A 16,861-nucleotide genomic window follows, 5' to 3' on the forward strand; every position below is an offset into this window, starting at 1 on the left:
TTGCTCGCACTGGCGACTCCACTTTGCTGGGCCTTGCCCCCACGGGCAGAGCTGCTGCCGGGGGCCGACCCCAGCGATTGGCTGCTGATCATCGAAGCGGATGGCGAGCGCCAGAGCAGCGAACTGGAGATCACCCCCCTACTGCGCCAGTTTGCAGTGGGCAGAGTGACCATGAGCCGGGTCACCACCCCGGTACAACAACTGACTCGCTGGCAGATCCCGCTGCACCAGAGCGACTCACCCGCTAATACAAAGGTGGTGATTGCACCGCTCAAACTCGGAAATGAGTTTACCCCCTCGCTCACCCTGCCATTGAGAGAGGCGAAAGCGGCGGCGCTGCCGCAACCCGCAGCCCCCTCGCCCCTCGAGATGCAGGCCAGCCTTGATCATCAGGGCCCGCTCTATCCCGGCCAGCCGGTGATCTACCGGCTGACACTCTGGCTGCCTACCAGCATGCAAAACCCGGCCCTGAGCGAGCTTAGCTCTGCCCACTTCGCCATCCGTCGCCTCGGTAGCGACGAGTGGATCGCACCCGCTCAGGCAGGTCTGCCCGGCAGGCTCACCCGCAGTTGGCTCGTTCAGGCAAAAGCGCCTGGGCTCTGGCACCTCGACTCGCCCCGCTTGCAGGGGCAGCTCACGCAGCAAGGGGGCAAGCCACAACGGCTCTCGGCCCGCGCGGCACCACTCGAGGTTCGGGTCGACAAAGCCCCTGCCACGCCGGTCGCCACCCGGCTGACCCTGAACCAGCGCCTTGAACCGGCCACCAAGGGAGAAGTGGGTGAGCCGCTGATCCGGATCCTCACCCTGACCATGGAGAATGGTGACAGCGGCCAGATACAGCTTGCCCCCCTGATGGCCCATCAACTGCCAAACGGCATACAGGCACATCCCGATGGCGAGCAACAGCAGGAGCGTTACCGAGATGGCAAGCTGCTATTTGAGCGACAGTGGCGCCAGAGTCTGGTCGCGGAGCAGAGTGGCGACTATCAGCTGCCCCCCATTGATCTGCCCTGGTTTAATACCCAAAGCGGCCGGATTGAACAGGCCAGCCTGCCCGCCATCTCACTGACGTTTAATGCAGCGACAAGTTCGCAACCTGATGATCAGCGCCCGCAAATGGCGCTGCGAGAGAGCCTTTGGTGGGTCGTGCTGGCCGTAGCGCTGCGTACGCTATGGCACAACGGGCCCCGCTGGCACGCCTTCTATCAACTGCAACGTGCCCTTGCCCGACAACAGCCGGATGCCAGTCGCAAGGCGCTGATCAAGTGGGCGACCATGCGCTGGCAGGTCTCCTATTATCAATTAGGCCAGTTGCCTGACGCTGGGCATAATCGGCTCGGCAACGCGCTCGCCGCACTCGAGCGAGCCTGTTTTGCACGGCCCTCTTCTGGCCCGCCCATCGAGTGGCGCGCTCTGGCGCGTACCCTCAGGGCTGATGAAACCGCCGGTATTGCGTACCTGATTTACCTGCTGGCGCACGGGAGTTCCCGCTCCCGTTGCCACGCCCCCTGACAAGGATTGCCCTATGGCACTGCTGTTTTTTAGAAAAAAACGTGCTCAGCAGCATATTGGTGGAAATGATCCGGCCACTTCGCCGGTCTCTGATCCCATGGCTGACAAACAAACCAAATTTGAAGCACTGGTTCATGCGCTGCATGGCGATCTCTACCGGTATGCCTACTGGCTGGCCCGGGATCCCAACGTAGCGGAAGATCTGGTGCAAGAGACCTTCCTTCGTGCCTGGAAGGCGATCGACACCCTGCAGGATGACAAGGCGGCCAAAGGGTGGCTGATCACCATCCTCAGACGGGAGAACGCCCGCCGCTTTGAACGCAAACAGCTGGAGCTGGTGGATCTCGACGATCACCCTCAACCCCAGTACGATGCGCTGCACAGTGAACAGGAGATGGAGAACGAGTGGTTGCACCGTCACATCGCCCGGTTGCCCGAGGAGTACCAGGAGCCACTGCTGCTGCAAGTCGTGGGAGGATTCAGTGGTGAGGAGATTGCCGAGATGCTCGGCCTCAACAAGAACACCGTCATGACTCGACTGTTCCGCGCCCGCAACCAGATCAAGGAGGCGATGGAGCAGAAGAACCAAGCAAGAGGACACGGACATGGATGAACTCGAATTTCGCCGCAACGCCATGATCCAGCCCCACGATCAACTGCCGGATTTTCTCAAAACAGCTGAAGCCAGCCAGGCCAATCGGAACTATCTCGACGAGATGAAGCAGTTCGACAGAAGCCTCAAGCGCGCCATGCAGGTAGAGGTTCCCGCCGGACTGGCCGAGCGGATCCTGCTCAGGCAAGCCATGCAGCAAGACAGTGACGCGCCAGATGATTTGCCGCCATCCCGCCCCCTTGGCACGGCGCCGGTCAAGATCCGGACATCGACATCCTGGCGCCAGATCGCCCTGGCTGCATCGGTCGCCTTCCTGCTGGGAATGAGCACCCGCTGGATCACGCTGCCAGAAACGGCTCCTGCGGCCCTCTCCCTCGCACAGGTGGCGATGGCTCATGTCTATGGCGAAGAACCCTTTATTGAAGGTGTCGATGAGCAGGTCAATCTGCATAACATAAATGCCAAGATGGAGAAGTATGGCGCCACCTTAAGCGGGATGGATGGGCTCAAGGTGACCTATGTCAATCACTGCTCGTTTTATCAGGGACCTGCCTTGCACATGGTGATCCAGGGAAAGATGGGGCCTGTCACCCTCTTTTTAGTGCCCAAACATGTTCCATTAACCCTGCAACAGGCCACCTTTGAAGATGGCACCCTCAAAGGGGAGATAGTCCAGCTCAAAGGCGCCAATATGGTACTGATTGGCGAGATGAAAGAGCCACTTGCCCCCGTTGCCAACGCCCTGCAGTCACGTCTGCAGTGGGACATTTAACATCGCCGGTTAACAACCTCAGATCCATCCTCAATAGCAGGCGGCGGTCACGAGCCGCTGCCTGTTCCCCCCCTGATTACTCCCCTTTGTCACTCATTTGCCTCAAGATTTCGAAAAATTGACAAAATTATTTTTGTGACGGAGATCGGCAATCCAGGTCAATAATCCACCTTTACACCCTCAAAATGATGAATTAAACAGCAAGTTAAAACAAATGATTAACACATCGATCACTTTTATGTATTCTGCTGTCACTGGTCTGATTTCTTACCTCCTACCAGATCCATAGAATCACGCCAGAATTGATTGGGAAGAAGCTGAAATAAAAACGGATTTTGTCGAGGTTTGCATTGAACGTGCAGCCAATATCGGCAAAAAAATCTGCCTACAAGAGAGAACACCATGACGACAACAATTTTCAAAAAGAGCCTGATTGCCGCCACCATCGCGCTGGCCACCGGTCAAGTCCATGCCGCGGCATTCCAGTTGAACGAGCACTCGGCCTCCGGTCTGGGTCGCGCCTATGCCGGTGAAGCAGCTATCGCCGACAACGCCTCCGTTCTGGCCCGTAACCCGGCTGCCATGACTACCTTCGACAAGATGGCGGTTTCTGTGTCCGGTACCTACATCAAACCGGATGTGGATGTGGAGGGCAAAACTAGCGGTAACCTCACTACCCCAACAGGAACTGTTCCAAACTACTTCAATCGTGATGCATCGGCTTCAGATATCGCACCTGCAGCCTTTGTTCCCGCATCCTACTTTATCCAGCCACTAAATGATCAGTGGGCATGGGGTATTGGGCTTTTCTCTAACTACGGTCTGTCTACCGAGTATGACAAGAATTTTGCTGCTGGTTCAGGTGCTGGCGATACAGAGCTTTTAACTTTCAATATCAACCCGAATATTGCATATCGCGTAAACAAGCAATTTAGTATTGGTGCTGGTATCAATGCTGTATACGCAGAGGCTGAACTGAATCGTTACGCTGGTGTCTTGGCTCCAGTGCTGTCTCAACCTGTTAAGGCTGGTGGAACTGGTGTTCCGCATTCTGCCGATACAAAAATTGCAAGTTTGAAGGGTGATACATGGGGCTTTGGCTGGAACGTTGGCACACTCTATGAAGTAAACGAAAATCATCGTTTCGCGCTGACTTACCGTTCCCAAGTCGATCTCAGTTTTGATGGTGACTTTAAAGGCACCACTTCCGGCTATAAAACCGTTGACGGGAACCTAAAACTCGACCTGCCTGCTCAAGCTGAATTTGCAGGTTACCATCGTCTAAACCAACAGTTCGCAGTCCACTATTCAGTCAACTGGACAGACTGGAGTGCATTTGAAGAGCTGAAAGCCACAAGCTCTCAATGCAAAAACGGTGTATGTCTGCAAAAAGATGAAAAGTTCAAAGACTCTACTCGCTACTCCATCGGTGGTACCTGGTATATCAATCCGGCTTGGGAAGCACGTCTGGGCTTCGCCTATGACAACACCCCGATTGAAGCTGAATACCGTAGCTTGAGTATTCCGGACTCAGATCGTATCTGGTATAGCGCTGGCGCCACCTACCATATCAACACCGATATGAGCGTGGACTTTGGCATGGCCTACCTTGATGGCAAGAAGGTCGATGTTAATGAGGGCTTGGTAAGCCACGATGGAACCATCAACAACCCACGTTGGCAAGGTACTTCCCACGGCAACGCCTTCCTAGCTTCTGCCCAGTTCAACATGAAGTTCTGATTATTGATAGAATGGAAAGAGCGCCGCCAGGCGCTCTTTTTTTATCCCACAAAACCATCTCAGCGCACACATGTAGCGCACACGTGTTTATTTTTCTTTTCTAATCAAGCCATTAGAGTGCATCATCCCAGCATTTAATCTTGTTTTATCCAGATACAGGCCATTACCGTTGCCTTACTGGTCATACCATATAAAATCCTGCCTCCATTCATATGACCGATTGAACCTTCGGGTAACAGCAAGGATTTTGCCATGCATCCCATCATCAAACCGTCCGCCATCGCCCTGCTGGTGATCGCAGGTCAGACTCATGCCGCCGGGTTCCAGCTGGCTGAACAGTCCGCTACAGGCCTGGGACGCGCCTTTGCCGGTGAAGCCGCCATTGCCGACAACGCCTCCGTATTGGGCCGCAACCCGGGTGCCATTACCCGCTTCAAACAGACCGCCTTCTCCGGCGGCTTCATCTATATTCGCCCCCGGGTCGATATCGAAGGGCGTGTGAGCGATAAGTTCGTGACCCCAGTGGGTAGCCTGCCCATCGGCAACAAGTCCGCCGACGCCAGCGACGTAGCGGGTGATGCCTGGGTACCCAACCTCTATGTCGTCACCCCCCTGAATGAACTGCTCAGCCTGGGGCTCTCCCTCTCCTCCCAATACGGGCTCGGGATCGAGATGCCAAAAGGGTACAGCGCCGGCCACTTTGGCAATGTGTCCGATATCAAGACGGTCGAGCTCGGCACGGCCCTGGCCTATCAGTTCACCCCCTTCTTCTCCGCAGGCATGGGGCTTTCCCTTATTCGTGGCGAGGGGGAAGTAGGTGGCACTTTCCCCCACCAGGACAAGATCGCCAAGCATCTCGAAGGCACAGGGAACGAGCTTGGCTGGAATATCGGTGTGCTGCTCACCCCAAGCGAGCGGACCCGTATCGGTCTCACCTATCGCAACGGGGTCGATCTCAAGCTCAAGGGGGATGCCGTCGGGGTAGATGACCAGGGACAGACGTTCAAAGATACCGGCAATCTGGTGCTGCCACTGCCTGCCACTGCCGAACTTGCCCTCTTCCAGCAGCTCACAGACAAGCTCGCGCTCCATGGCAGCGTCAACTGGACTAACTGGAGCAAGTTTGTCGGGCTGGATGCCAGTCTGGATCATCAGGGGCCGATGCACATCAAGGATGAAAACTGGCAAGACAGCTGGCGCTATGCGCTCGGCATGACCTATCAAGTGGCGCCCAAGTGGCAACTGCGCTCCGGCATTGCCTACGATGAGAGTCCGGTCCCTGCGGCTAATCGCACCATTTCCATCCCTGACTCGGATCGCATCTGGTACAGCCTGGGAGTGGGATATCAGTACAGCAAGGCGCTCTCGGTCGATGTGGGCGTCACCCTGATCGATGGCAAAAAAGTGGGGGTACATGAATCCTTCACGCAATCTGTTCGCCTGCCCAACGGCGTTCCGGCCCACTACCAGTCCAATTTTGACGGCACTTCCGAAGGGGATGCCTGGCTGGCTGGTGCACAATTGAGCTATCTCTTCTAAATTCCTTCCCTGCAAAAAACGCTATGCCAATTATTGCCTTACTCAATAAGGTGAACACTGGCATAGTGTTCTGCAACACCATAAAATCAACCCAGTACCTTTACTGGAGCAAGGCATGTATTCCTACGTAGCAAGACAGCCGATCCTCGACAGAGACCTCAAAACTCATGCCTATGAGCTGCTCTTTCGCGATAGTCTGAATAATGTCTTCCCGAGCATCTCCTCCCAGCAGGCGACGTCACGCCTGGTGGTCGAACAGTTCCTCCAACAAAATATCGATCAGCTGTTGGGAGGCCGCCCCTGCTTTATCAATTTCCCCCACTCACTGCTGCTGGAGGGATTGGCAGAGTGCCTGCCGCCCGAAAAAGTGGTGATTGAGATCCTGGAAGATTCCCCACCAGATGATGCCCTGCTGGAAAAGGTGAAACAGCTGCACAAGCTGGGATATCAACTGGCACTCGATGACTTCACCATGTCGCCGGATTGGGAGCGCTTCCTCCCCTTTATCCACATCATCAAGTTTGATCTTCGTGCCACCCCCCTGATGCAGATCAAAGTGTTTATCCAGCGGCATCAGACCCTGGGGCTCACCTATCTGGCGGAAAAAGTAGAGGACAAGGCGGAGTTCGAGCGGGTCAAACAGCTGGGGATCCAGCTGTTCCAGGGCTTTTTCTTCAGCAGACCCGAGATGGTCAAGCAAGCCACTATGGAGCCGGCGCAAGTCGTGGTGATGCAGTTGCTCAACGTGGTCAACGAGGCAGAGCCTGATATCAACAAGATTGAGCAGCTGCTCGGTCAGGATATATCCCTTTCCCTCAAGCTGTTGCGCTATGTCAATCATCTCAAAGGCCATGCCAACCCCATCTCCTCGTTTCGCCAGGCTGCGATATACCTGGGCAATACCCAGCTAAAGCGTTTTGTTTCACTGGTGGCCGCGACCAATGCAGGCAAGGGGAAAAGTGCCGAGCTCTACCAGATGTCGATGATCCGTGCCCGATTCTGTGAGCTGCTGGCCCACGCCCACGCCCCGAGCCAGCAGGCACAACAAGCCTTTATCACCGGTCTCTTCTCCCTGCTGGATGTACTGATGGAGCAGCCGATGGACAAGCTGCTCGGCACTATCCCTCTTATCGACGATATTCGGCTGGCGCTGCTGGAGCGCAAAGGCAATCTGGGTTTCTACCTCGCGTTTTGTGAAGATTACGAGAGCGCCAACTGGTCGCGGGTAACGGCCAGAACAGCCCGCCTGGGGCTGAGCGAGGATAAGGTGAGTCACCTCTATCTGGCCGCCACCACCTGGGTCACGGAACAACTGTTGGCGATGGAAGCCACCAATTAATTCGTCTCGTCATCCACCTCGACCGCGATAGCGGTCGCCTCCCCGCCCCCGATACAGAGCGCGGCCACGCCTCGCCGCAAACCCCGTTGCCGCAGCGTGGCGATCAGCGTCACCAGAATTCGTGCGCCACTCGCCCCCAGCGGATGACCAAGCGCACAGGCCCCACCATGCACATTAACCTTGTGATGAGGGATGCCGACCCCGCTCATGGCCAGCATGGTGACCATGGCGAAGGCCTCGTTGATCTCAAAGAGATCCACCTCTTCCACCGACCATGCCAGACGCGACAGCAAGCGTGAAATGGCGCCAATGGGTGCAGAGGTAAACTCGGCGGGCAATGCCGCGTGGCTCTGATATCCGACGATCCTTGCCAGCACTGGTACCTGCCAAGCTTGCGCCGTGGCGCCATCCATCAATATCAGCGCAGCCGCACCATCCGAGATGGAGCTCGAATTGGCCGCCGTAATAGTGCCCTCCTTGCCAAAGGCAGGCTTCAGGGTCGGGATCTTCTCCGGTCTGCCCTTGCCGGGTTGTTCGTCTTCAGCCAGCAACAAGCACTCACCGCGATAGACGCTTGTCAGCTCGGACACAAACGCACCGGCGTGCTGCGCATCGCGGGCCCGCTGCAATGATGCCAAGGCAAACTCATCCATGGCACTGCGGGTCAAACCGGCCAGATCGGCGCTGCGCTGGGCATGTACCCCCATCAGCTGGCCATCATAGGCATCTTGCAAACCGTCGAGGAAGAGGTGGTCCAGCACCTTTTGATGCCCCATCCGAAAGCCGCTACGGGCGTTATCCAGCAGATAGGGGGCACGGCTCATGCTCTCCATCCCCCCCGCGACCACTACCCTGTTGTCACCAAGGCGGATGGTATCCGCCGCCAACAGCACTGCTTTCATGCCGGATCCGCACACCTTGTTGACCGTGGTAGCAGGCACACTATCTGGCAACCCTGCTTTCAACAACGCCTGCCGAGCTGGCGCTTGCCCCACGCCCGCAGCCAGCACATTGCCCATAAACACTTCATCGACCTGCTCCGGACGCAGCCCGCTTTGCTGCAGTGCCGCCTCGATGGCACAGGCTCCCAACTCAGGCGCAGTGACCTCTGCCAATGCCCCCTGAAACGCCCCCATCGGAGTCCGTTTTGCCGCCACAATTGCAATATCCATTTGCCTGCCTCTGTTTGTTACATGGCCATAACATAGGGGTTCTGACGCAATGGAACAAGAGTTGCAGTGCAGTTTACGTTTAGGTAAGGTGCAGACAGGATTTAGTTCGCCAAGAAGTCTGTATGAACAACAAGGATGAAGGACGGCGCTTCAGCATCAGTGAGCTGGCCCGGGAATTTGATATTACGACGCGCAGTATCCGTTTCTACGAGGATCAGGGGTTGCTCAATCCAGCCAGAGAGGGACAAACCCGCATTTACAGCAAGCAGGATCGGGTTCGCCTCAAGCTCACCCTGCGCGGCAAGCGGCTCGGGTTCAGCCTCGCCGAGATCCGAGAGCTGTTTGATCTCTATGATGCCGACAAGAGCAGCCGCACCCAGTTACAAACCATGCTGGGACTGGTTGAGGAGAAACGGGAGACACTGCAACAGCAGATGGAAGATATCAGGATGGTGCTGCTGGAGCTGGATGCCGCCGAGCAGCACTGTCAACAGGCCCTTAGCCAGCTGGGATAACCGCATTGCTGGCTTATCAGGTAAAGTCCTTTCAGCCTGTCACAAGATGCCAGATAGCAAAAAGCCACTCCTGAGAGTGGCTTTTCTTCAACCTGACGGTTCGCTATTAAACGCGAACGAAGTCCAGGTGGATCAGCTTGTAACGTACCGGGTGACGCTGGATAGCTTTCACTTTTACGTTAACTTCTTCACCGTTGATAACCAGAGTCAGTACAGACTCATAGAATTCCGGCTTCTCTTGAGCCAGGATCATTTTCTTGTGGTCAACAGTGATGGACAGGGCTTCTTTGCCTGCACCGTAAACGATGGCAGGAACTTGGTCAGCTTGACGCAGGCGGCGGCTCGCACCTTTCCCCAGGTCAGAACGGACTTCAGCTTGGAATACGAAAGACATAGTATGTATCTCTTTTGGATGAATTTATGGTGCTAACTGCGACCGGTCAGCACCTCGCAAAACGAGCGCGAATACTACCACGGGCCAAATTCGGATACAAGGTACCGACTCTGCATTTAGCGCCCTTGCTCCAACCGGGCGAATTGCTGCTGACGCTGGGCTGGGCTCAGAGCATCAAACCGCGCCAGGGTCTCGGCGCGCGGGCAGTAGAGTCCCTCCCCCGTTCTGACCCGAATGCTCTTGCCAAGCCGCGGCTGATTCTCTGCCACCAGCGCCAGCAAATAGCTGTAGGTATCGGCTCCCCGGGCGCTGGATAACTGGTTGGCAATGCGCCACAGGGTCTCCCCTGCGGCGACCTGATGACACACAGTTTGTGGACCGCCGGCCGCAGGAGCCGAGAGGGTAAGCATGACGTCACTGCCTGCGGATAAGCTAGCCGTGTGGCTGGCGAGCGCCATATCGGTGCTCGCTACTCCCTCATCCCCTTGGGCACCACTCATCCCCGCAGTGCGAAAGGTCACCCCCAGCTGAGCGAGCAGAGGTTCGCTCTCGTCGGGGTCGCTGGGCATATCAACACCACCAAACGCGTCTTGGGGTGTGCGGAACTCGGCAATAAAGGGAGCGATAGGTTGCGCGTGATAAGCAGGGGAACCACTCCCCTGCTGCACGATTGCACCAGTCGCAACAACCTGCCCGGGGACGACCCCGTAAGCCATCTCGTCGATGCGCCGCAGCCTTGCCAGATAGGTTTTGGAGAGCTGCGCCTCCCCCTCGAACAGATCGAAGGGGGGCACTAACCTGGCTGGAAAGAGGATCTGCCAGCGACCGTGCTTTTGCTTTTGGGCCAGCGGCGGAAACTGATTGCCACGCCAGGCCACAAACATCGCAGGCGGCGTGCGCGCCAGCGGGTAATATTCCGGGTTCAACTGCACCCAAGTTTGTTCCGCGATGGGTTGATAACCGCTGATCACCACCTGCGCCACACTCAACCAGATCCCCAGCATCCTTGCCTCCCTGATTTGCGGTTTGAAGGGGCTACCTGACCGGCGACCCCTTCTCATCACCCGCTATCATGCTGTTAAAACAGTTAGATAGCAGCTTAGCACTGAGCGATGGCGTTAAGCACCCGTTTATCGGAGACCGGATAAGGGGTCCCCAGATTCTGAGCGAAGAACGACACCCGCAGCTCCTCAATCATCCAGCGGATATTGACCACCTCGGTGGGAATAAGCTGGGATTTGGGGATCTTGGCCAGCAGCGCCTTGTACTCCGACTCCACGCTGTGCACTTTGAGCATGTAGACCCGATCCCGGTTGGGATCGATGGCGAGCTTCTCGAGACGACGCTCGATGGCGCGCAGATAGCGCAGCAAATCAGGCAACCGCTGCCAACCGGTCTCGGTGACAAAGCCCTTGTGAATAAGGTTGCCGAGCTGCTGCTGGATATCCGACATGGCAAAAGCGGTATCGAGCTGCATCTTGCCCTTGAGCCGCTTTTTGATCTCGTGGGAGAGGGTCAGCACGGCTTCCACCTGCTTGGCCACCTCCACCACTGCATCGTTGAGCTCGGCACGGACAAACTCCTTGAGCGCCTCGAAACCGGCCTCGTCCCAGGCCAGCCCGCCATGTTGCTCGATCAGCTTGTCGCAGCCACAGGCGATACAGTCATCAATCAGCTCCGCCACCTTGCCAAACGGGTTGAAATAGAGCCCCAGCTTGGCCTTGTTGGGCAACTTCTCCTGCAGATACTTGATGGGCGATGGTACGTTGAGCAGTACCAGCCGACGCTGACCGGCCCACATCAGCTGCTGCTGCACCACCGGGCTCTCCACCAGCTGGATGGCGACCGAATCCTTCTCGTCTACCAAGGCCGGATAGGCCTTCACCTCGAACCCGCCCCGCTTCTGACTGTACTCTTGCGGCAGCTCGCCAAAGCTCCACAGAGTGAGACCGGACTGCTCGATATCATCGTCCGCCACTTGCGACAGGGTCTCCTGCACCTTGCCGCGCAGCGACTCTTTCAAGGCTTCCAGATCTTTGCCTTCCGCCACCTTCTTGTGCTTGTCATCCACCACCCGGAAGGTGAGTTTCAGGTGGTCGGGCACCGCAGCCCAGTCCCAGGACTCTCGGGGCACGGTCACGCCGGTCATGCGGCGCAGCTGGCGCTCCATCTCGTCCAGTAGCGGCCCCTGTTCGGGGTTGATGCTGGCGAGCAGCGCATCGGCATAGTTCGGCGCGGGCACAAAGTTCTTGCGCATCGGCTTGGGCATCGACTTGATAAGGGCCACCAACAGCTCGTGACGCAGCCCGGGGATCAACCACTCAAACCCCTTAACCTCCACCTGATTCAGGAGCGGCAGCGGAATATGCAGGGTCACACCATCCGCCGCCTCACCCGGCTCAAACTGATAGGTCAACTTGAGCTTGAGGCGCCCCTGTTGCCAGAAGTTGGGGTAGTCGAGATCGCTGATGTGGGCGGCATCCCCCTTCATCAGCATCTCTTTTTCGAAGTTGAGCAGCTCGGGATCCCGCTTTTGCGCCTCTTTCCACCACTTGTCGAAGTGACGGCTTGATATCACCTCCTCCGGCAAACGGGCATCGTAGAAGCGGAACAGATCCTCGTCATCCACCAGGATGTCGCGCCGACGGGATTTGTGCTCCAGCGCCTCCACCTCGGCCAAGAGCTTGCGGTTATCGCTGAAGAAACGGTGACGGGTCTCGAAATCCCCCTCCACCAGCGCGCGGCGGATAAACAGCTCACGACACAGCGCCGGATCGATACGGCTGAAGTTGATGGTGCGCTCATTGACCAGGGTCAGGCCATAGAGGGTCACCTTCTCCTTGGCCATTACGGCGCCGTTTTTCTTCGACCAGTGGGGGTCGCTGTGGTGCAGCTTGATGAGGTGGCCTGCCAGCGGCTCCACCCACTCGGGCTCAATTTTGGCGTTGATACGGGCGTAGAGGCGCGAGGTTTCCACCAATTCTGCGGCCATCACCCACTTGGGCGGCTTCTTGAACAGACCCGAGGCCGGGAACAGGTGGAAGCGGCCGTTGCGGGCGCCGAGAAACTCCGGTTTTTCCAGATCCTTGTTGCCGATATGGCTCAAGAGTCCGGTCAGCAGCGCGCAGTGCACCGTCTTGAAATCTGCAGGTTCATGGTTGGCTTTAAAACCCAGCTCCTTGACCGTCTGACGCAGCTGGAAGTGAATGTCCTGCCATTCACGCACCCGCAGGTAGGAGAGAAACTCCTTCTGGCACATGCGGCGGAACGGGTTGCTGCCAAGGGCATCCTGCTGCTCTTTCAGGTAATTCCACAGATTGACGAAGGCAAGGAAGTCGGAATCCTTGTCCTCAAAGCGTCTGTGCTGCTCGTCAGCGGCTTGCTTCTTCTCCATGGGCCGCTCGCGGGGATCCTGAATGCTGAGGGCCGCGGTGATCACCATCACCTCGCTCAGGCAGCCGGTCTGCGCCGCGCTGATCACCATCTTCGCCAAACGCGGATCAAGGGGGATGCGCGAGAGCTGGCGACCGGTCTCGGTCAGCTGCAACTTGGCTTCGCGCTCGCCGGTGGCGGGCAGCTCGCGCACCGCCTCCAGCTCTTTCAAGAGGGTCAGGCCGTCCTTGATATGGCGCGACTCCGGTGGCTCGACGAAGGGAAACGCCTCCATATTGCCAAGGCCGAGCGCCAGCATCTGCAGGATGACGGAGGCCAGGTTGGTACGCAGGATCTCGGGGTCGGTAAAGGCGGGACGGCAATTGAAATCCTCCTCCGAGTAGAGGCGGATACAGATACCATCCGCCACCCGGCCGCAGCGCCCTTTACGCTGGTTGGCACTGGCCTGGGAGACCGGCTCGATGGGCAGGCGCTGCACCTTGGTGCGCCAGGAGTAGCGGCTGATGCGGGCGGTGCCCGGATCGATAACGTAGCGAATGCCTGGCACCGTCAGCGAGGTCTCAGCCACGTTGGTGGCGAGCACGATGCGTCGCCCTGCATGGGGCTGGAACACCTTGTTCTGCTCGGCGTTGGAAAGACGGGCGTAAAGCGGCAGCACCTCGGTGTCGCGCAGGTTGAGTTTGCGCAGGGCATCGGCAGTATCGCGGATCTCCCGCTCGCCGTTCATGAAGATAAGGATGTCCCCGAGCCCTTCGCGGGCCAGCTCTTCCACCGCATCGAAGATCCCCTGCAGTTCGTCGCGCTCTTCCAGCCCTTCGCTCTTGTCACTGGTAAGTGGACGGTAGCGCACCTCCACCGGATAAGTGCGGCCGGAGACCTCGATCACCGGCGCCTTGTTGAAATGGCGGGAGAAACGTTGCGGGTCGATGGTGGCCGAGGTGATGATCACCTTGAGATCGGGGCGCTTGGGCAGTAGTTGCTTTAGATAGCCCAGGATGAAGTCGATATTGAGGCTGCGCTCGTGGGCCTCATCGATGATGATGGTGTCGTACTGGGTCAGCATCCGGTCATTCTGGATCTCCGCCAGCAGGATACCGTCGGTCATCAGCTTGATGTGGGTCTGCTCGCTCACCTGATCGGTAAAGCGCACCTTGTAACCCACGTAGTGGCCAAGCTCGGACTCCATCTCCTCGGCAATACGGGCCGCGACGGTGCGGGCTGCCAAACGGCGTGGCTGGGTGTGGCCGATAAAGCCCTTCACCCCGCGCCCGAGCGCCAGACAGATCTTGGGGATCTGGGTGGTTTTGCCCGAGCCTGTTTCCCCTGCAATGATCACCACTTGATGTTCTTGAATGGCCTTGGCGATCTCAGCCTGCTTCTGGCTGACCGGCAGGTTGTCCGGATAAGTCACCTTGGGTACTCCGGCCAGACGGGTTTGATAGCGCGCTTGCGCGGCATCCAGATCGGCAGCGATGGTCTCCAGCACGGCAGCCTGTTTGCCTTCAGGCAGCTTCTTGACCCCGTGCAGACGGCTGGAAAGGCGACGGGCGTCGAGGTTCATGCAGGCAGAGAGACGGCGGCGCAGCGCCTCGATAGAGAGAGACAAGGTACGAATTCCTTAAATAGGTGCCCAGAGGGGCCATATCGATAAGCTGGGAGCGATCCTAAAGAGCGAGCGGGAACGGTGCAAGCCATAACGTAGCGTTATATATGGGAAGACAGAGAGATTGGCCAATCCCCAAACATGACAGAACAATCCTTGTAAGATGGCATAACATGAATAAATGGCAGCATATGAAATAGCCAAGGCAAGCCGAAGCTTGCCTTGGGAGAGAGAAAAACAGGGTTAACCGTGGGAGTGATGGACAAAACAGGTGGTGAGCTGGGCGTGAATGGCCTGCATGACGTTGTGGCGATTGATGACACCGAGCAGACGCCCCTCCTCCACTACCGGATAGATTTTCGGCTTTTGCCCCATCATCATCTCCGCCAGGCTCAAAATGCTGGTATCTGGCCCCACCGACAACACCTCCTTGCGCATCACATCCTTGACCTGCGCCACCTGTTCGCAGTGATAGGCCTCTTTAAGCAGCACTGCGATGCAATCCTGCTCGGAGATCCAGCCAATCAGATGGCCCTGCCCATCCACCACCGGGCCACCGAGCTGATGACTGTTCAGAAATTTCTCGACCGCAGCTTGCACCATCATGTCGGCAGTGAAGGTGATGGGTCTGCTCTGCATATAATCCTTGGCTTTTAGCGATTCCATATCTGCTCCCCTACGGTAGTCCATCAAGCTGGCGTCTTGTGCGCCGGTACCGGCACCATGCTCGGCTTGTTCCAAGCATAGCTGGCTCGCGGCGGTATGAGTCAGCGGCCAGCCTCTCCCTCAATTGATGGCATGATCCGGCTCGCGATCCGGAATGGCTGCCATCATCATCTGCGGCAGGTGATCGGCCAGCACCGCTACCACAGCGGGATCGACCCGCCCCTGATCCGCCAGTTGCTGCATAAAGGTCAATGCGTCACGGGCAGGCAGGCCGCGCCGATAAGGTCTGTCCTGCACCATTGCCTGAAAAATATCAGCGACCCGCAAGATCCGCGCTTCAAGCGCCATGGCGGATGCCGGCAGGTGGAACGGATAGCCCTCCCCATCAGGCTCCTCATGGTGATAGGCCGCCCAACAGGCAATCTCCTCAAACCCTTCGATATGACGCAGGATCTGGTAAGTCTCGAAGCTGTGGGTATTGATGATGGCCTGCTCCTCTTTCGTCAGGCAGGCAGGCTTGTCGAGGGTCTCGTCCGGCACCCTGAGCTTGCCCAGATCATGCAGCAAACCGGCGATCTCCAGCATGTCACAATGGATGGCACTGACTCCCATCTGCTCGGCCAATGCCCGAGACAACCTGCTCACACCGAGTGAATGCGTCATCGTGAATGGGCTTTTGGCGTCGACAATGCCGGAGAAGATCTGCGCCAGCGCTTTTAGCTCCCCGTTGAAGGTCAGGCAAGGCTCCCGCACCTGCAGCATCTCCAGCATGTAATCATTGATGGAGCGCGCTTCCAGCTGCAGCCAGAATGCCTCAGAGCGAGACGCCTTGAGGAAGGCATCTACCAGCTCGGGGGCAAAGAACTCCTCACGGAAATCCTGCAGGCGTGCGCGGATCTCGTTGGTATGCATCAACAATGAACCATCGCCATAGTAGGGCGCCGCCAACGCATCGCAGCGATCCACCAGAAAGATAAGGTTGGCCTGACGGGCTACATTGGGGTCCACATCAGCCATCTCGCGCAGCAGGTGCCAGTGGGTGTGGTGATAACGGATAGGCAGGGCCAGTGGGGCCAGCAAACGGAAATCCTTGAGCAGCTGATATCCCACCTCGCAGTGGCGCTGGGAGGACTCCCAATCGAACTCGCTGACCAGATGGTGATGGGTGATGGTCGAGGAGACACCGATATCATGCAGCACCCCCAGCTCGAACAGCAGACAGCGTTCGGCCTCACTCATCCCCAGCTCCCGGCTGCACTCGGCAGCCATAATCCCGACCCGTTTACCGTGGGCCACATCGCCAATGCCCACCAGATCCAGCGAGGCTGACAGGGCATACACCACCTGCCTTAGATCCACTTGCAACGAAAAAGGGGCTACGCCCTGCGCTCTGTCCATGATCCGGGTCCCATGCGATGTTGTCGTATCAAACTGGCGCTGTTTTATGCTTCGCCTTCTATCAACTTAGGGAAGGTGCGAATAAGCGGGGAAATTCTCCTCGGCTGACTCAGTCATTTCATTTCTTCATGTTTGAGCCGATTTTTTCTCCCGTAAATGCCTTGAATCAGCCTATTTAGACCGTTTCTTCGCCATTTAAGGCGTT

The 16,861-nt window shown here is 57.4% G+C and carries 13 protein-coding genes; 7 read left to right on the forward strand and 6 right to left on the reverse strand.

Annotated elements, in window-relative coordinates:
- The 6 genes from AB5Y90_RS15160 to AB5Y90_RS15185 all read left to right on the forward strand — a co-directional run bounded on the left by AB5Y90_RS15160 (position 1) and on the right by AB5Y90_RS15185 (position 7,515).
- A complete protein-coding gene (locus tag AB5Y90_RS15160) occupies positions 1-1,512 on the forward strand; it encodes a hypothetical protein (RefSeq protein ID WP_306459283.1) in 1,512 nt (503 codons plus the stop codon).
- A gap of 13 nt (positions 1,513-1,525) precedes the next feature.
- Positions 1,526-2,125, forward strand: coding sequence for a sigma-70 family RNA polymerase sigma factor (locus AB5Y90_RS15165; RefSeq protein WP_257123076.1), 600 nt, complete (start codon positions 1,526-1,528; stop codon positions 2,123-2,125).
- Entirely contained in the window at positions 2,118-2,897 is a 780-nt protein-coding gene (locus AB5Y90_RS15170; RefSeq protein ID WP_257123077.1) for a DUF3379 domain-containing protein, read from the forward strand. Before AB5Y90_RS15165 ends, AB5Y90_RS15170 begins: the two co-directional genes overlap by 8 nt.
- 402 nt (positions 2,898-3,299) lie before the next feature.
- Positions 3,300-4,637, forward strand: a complete 1,338-nt coding sequence (locus AB5Y90_RS15175) for an outer membrane protein transport protein (protein WP_179901558.1) — start codon at positions 3,300-3,302, stop codon at positions 4,635-4,637.
- A gap of 252 nt (positions 4,638-4,889) precedes the next feature.
- Positions 4,890-6,176, forward strand: a complete 1,287-nt coding sequence (locus AB5Y90_RS15180) for an OmpP1/FadL family transporter (RefSeq protein ID WP_257123079.1) — start codon at positions 4,890-4,892, stop codon at positions 6,174-6,176.
- A 115-nt stretch (positions 6,177-6,291) separates the two neighbouring features.
- A complete protein-coding gene (locus tag AB5Y90_RS15185) occupies positions 6,292-7,515 on the forward strand; it encodes an EAL and HDOD domain-containing protein (protein ID WP_257123080.1) in 1,224 nt (407 codons plus the stop codon).
- On the opposite strand, the gene AB5Y90_RS15190 is transcribed toward AB5Y90_RS15185, so the two are convergent.
- Positions 7,512-8,687, reverse strand: a complete 1,176-nt coding sequence (locus tag AB5Y90_RS15190) for a thiolase family protein (RefSeq protein WP_307896735.1) — start codon at positions 8,685-8,687, stop codon at positions 7,512-7,514. The two genes, AB5Y90_RS15185 and AB5Y90_RS15190, sit on opposite strands and share 4 nt — an antisense overlap.
- Before the next feature lie 122 nt (positions 8,688-8,809).
- Here AB5Y90_RS15190 and AB5Y90_RS15195 point away from each other — a divergent pair, with 122 nt between their 5' ends.
- Positions 8,810-9,202, forward strand: coding sequence for a MerR family DNA-binding transcriptional regulator (locus AB5Y90_RS15195; protein ID WP_368167131.1), 393 nt, complete (start codon positions 8,810-8,812; stop codon positions 9,200-9,202).
- Between the two features lie 106 nt (positions 9,203-9,308).
- On the opposite strand, the gene rplY is transcribed toward AB5Y90_RS15195, so the two are convergent.
- The 5 genes from rplY to AB5Y90_RS15220 all read right to left on the reverse strand — a co-directional run bounded on the left by rplY (position 9,309) and on the right by AB5Y90_RS15220 (position 16,656).
- Positions 9,309-9,596, reverse strand: a complete 288-nt coding sequence (gene rplY, locus AB5Y90_RS15200) for a 50S ribosomal protein L25 (RefSeq protein ID WP_005333252.1) — start codon at positions 9,594-9,596, stop codon at positions 9,309-9,311.
- Positions 9,597-9,712: 116 nt separating this feature from the next.
- Positions 9,713-10,600 carry a hypothetical protein gene (locus tag AB5Y90_RS15205; RefSeq protein WP_368167133.1) on the reverse strand — a complete coding sequence of 296 codons (888 nt, stop codon included), beginning with the start codon at positions 10,598-10,600 and terminating at the stop codon, positions 9,713-9,715.
- Positions 10,601-10,695: 95 nt separating this feature from the next.
- Positions 10,696-14,595: an ATP-dependent RNA helicase HrpA gene (hrpA, locus tag AB5Y90_RS15210; protein WP_257687761.1), complete on the reverse strand. Its 3,900-nt coding sequence runs from the start codon at positions 14,593-14,595 to the stop codon at positions 10,696-10,698.
- Positions 14,596-14,835: 240 nt separating this feature from the next.
- Positions 14,836-15,258, reverse strand: a complete 423-nt coding sequence (locus tag AB5Y90_RS15215; RefSeq protein ID WP_021230185.1) for a CBS domain-containing protein — start codon at positions 15,256-15,258, stop codon at positions 14,836-14,838.
- 120 nt (positions 15,259-15,378) lie between these two features.
- Positions 15,379-16,656 (reverse strand): HD-GYP domain-containing protein, encoded by a 1,278-nt coding sequence (locus AB5Y90_RS15220; RefSeq protein WP_368167135.1) that lies wholly within the window; start codon positions 16,654-16,656, stop codon positions 15,379-15,381.
- Between the last annotated feature and the right edge of the window lie 205 nt (positions 16,657-16,861).

Origin of the sequence: Aeromonas sp. R4-1 (assembly GCF_040908325.1) — a bacterium.
In the GTDB taxonomy this organism is placed as follows: Bacteria; Pseudomonadota; Gammaproteobacteria; order Enterobacterales; family Aeromonadaceae; genus Aeromonas; species Aeromonas veronii.

Coding starts and splice junctions, on each gene's coding strand:
- AB5Y90_RS15165 (WP_257123076.1), top strand. CDS start 1,526: ATGGCACTGCTGTTTTTTAGAAAAAAACGTGCTCAGCAGCATATTGGT.
- AB5Y90_RS15170 (WP_257123077.1), top strand. CDS start 2,118: ATGGATGAACTCGAATTTCGCCGCAACGCCATGATCCAGCCCCACGAT.
- AB5Y90_RS15175 (WP_179901558.1), top strand. CDS start 3,300: ATGACGACAACAATTTTCAAAAAGAGCCTGATTGCCGCCACCATCGCG.
- AB5Y90_RS15180 (WP_257123079.1), top strand. CDS start 4,890: ATGCATCCCATCATCAAACCGTCCGCCATCGCCCTGCTGGTGATCGCA.
- AB5Y90_RS15185 (WP_257123080.1), top strand. CDS start 6,292: ATGTATTCCTACGTAGCAAGACAGCCGATCCTCGACAGAGACCTCAAA.
- AB5Y90_RS15190 (WP_307896735.1), bottom strand. CDS start 8,687: ATGGATATTGCAATTGTGGCGGCAAAACGGACTCCGATGGGGGCGTTT.
- AB5Y90_RS15195 (WP_368167131.1), top strand. CDS start 8,810: ATGAACAACAAGGATGAAGGACGGCGCTTCAGCATCAGTGAGCTGGCC.
- rplY (WP_005333252.1), bottom strand. CDS start 9,596: ATGTCTTTCGTATTCCAAGCTGAAGTCCGTTCTGACCTGGGGAAAGGT.
- AB5Y90_RS15205 (WP_368167133.1), bottom strand. CDS start 10,600: ATGCTGGGGATCTGGTTGAGTGTGGCGCAGGTGGTGATCAGCGGTTAT.
- AB5Y90_RS15215 (WP_021230185.1), bottom strand. CDS start 15,258: ATGGAATCGCTAAAAGCCAAGGATTATATGCAGAGCAGACCCATCACC.
- AB5Y90_RS15220 (WP_368167135.1), bottom strand. CDS start 16,656: ATGGACAGAGCGCAGGGCGTAGCCCCTTTTTCGTTGCAAGTGGATCTA.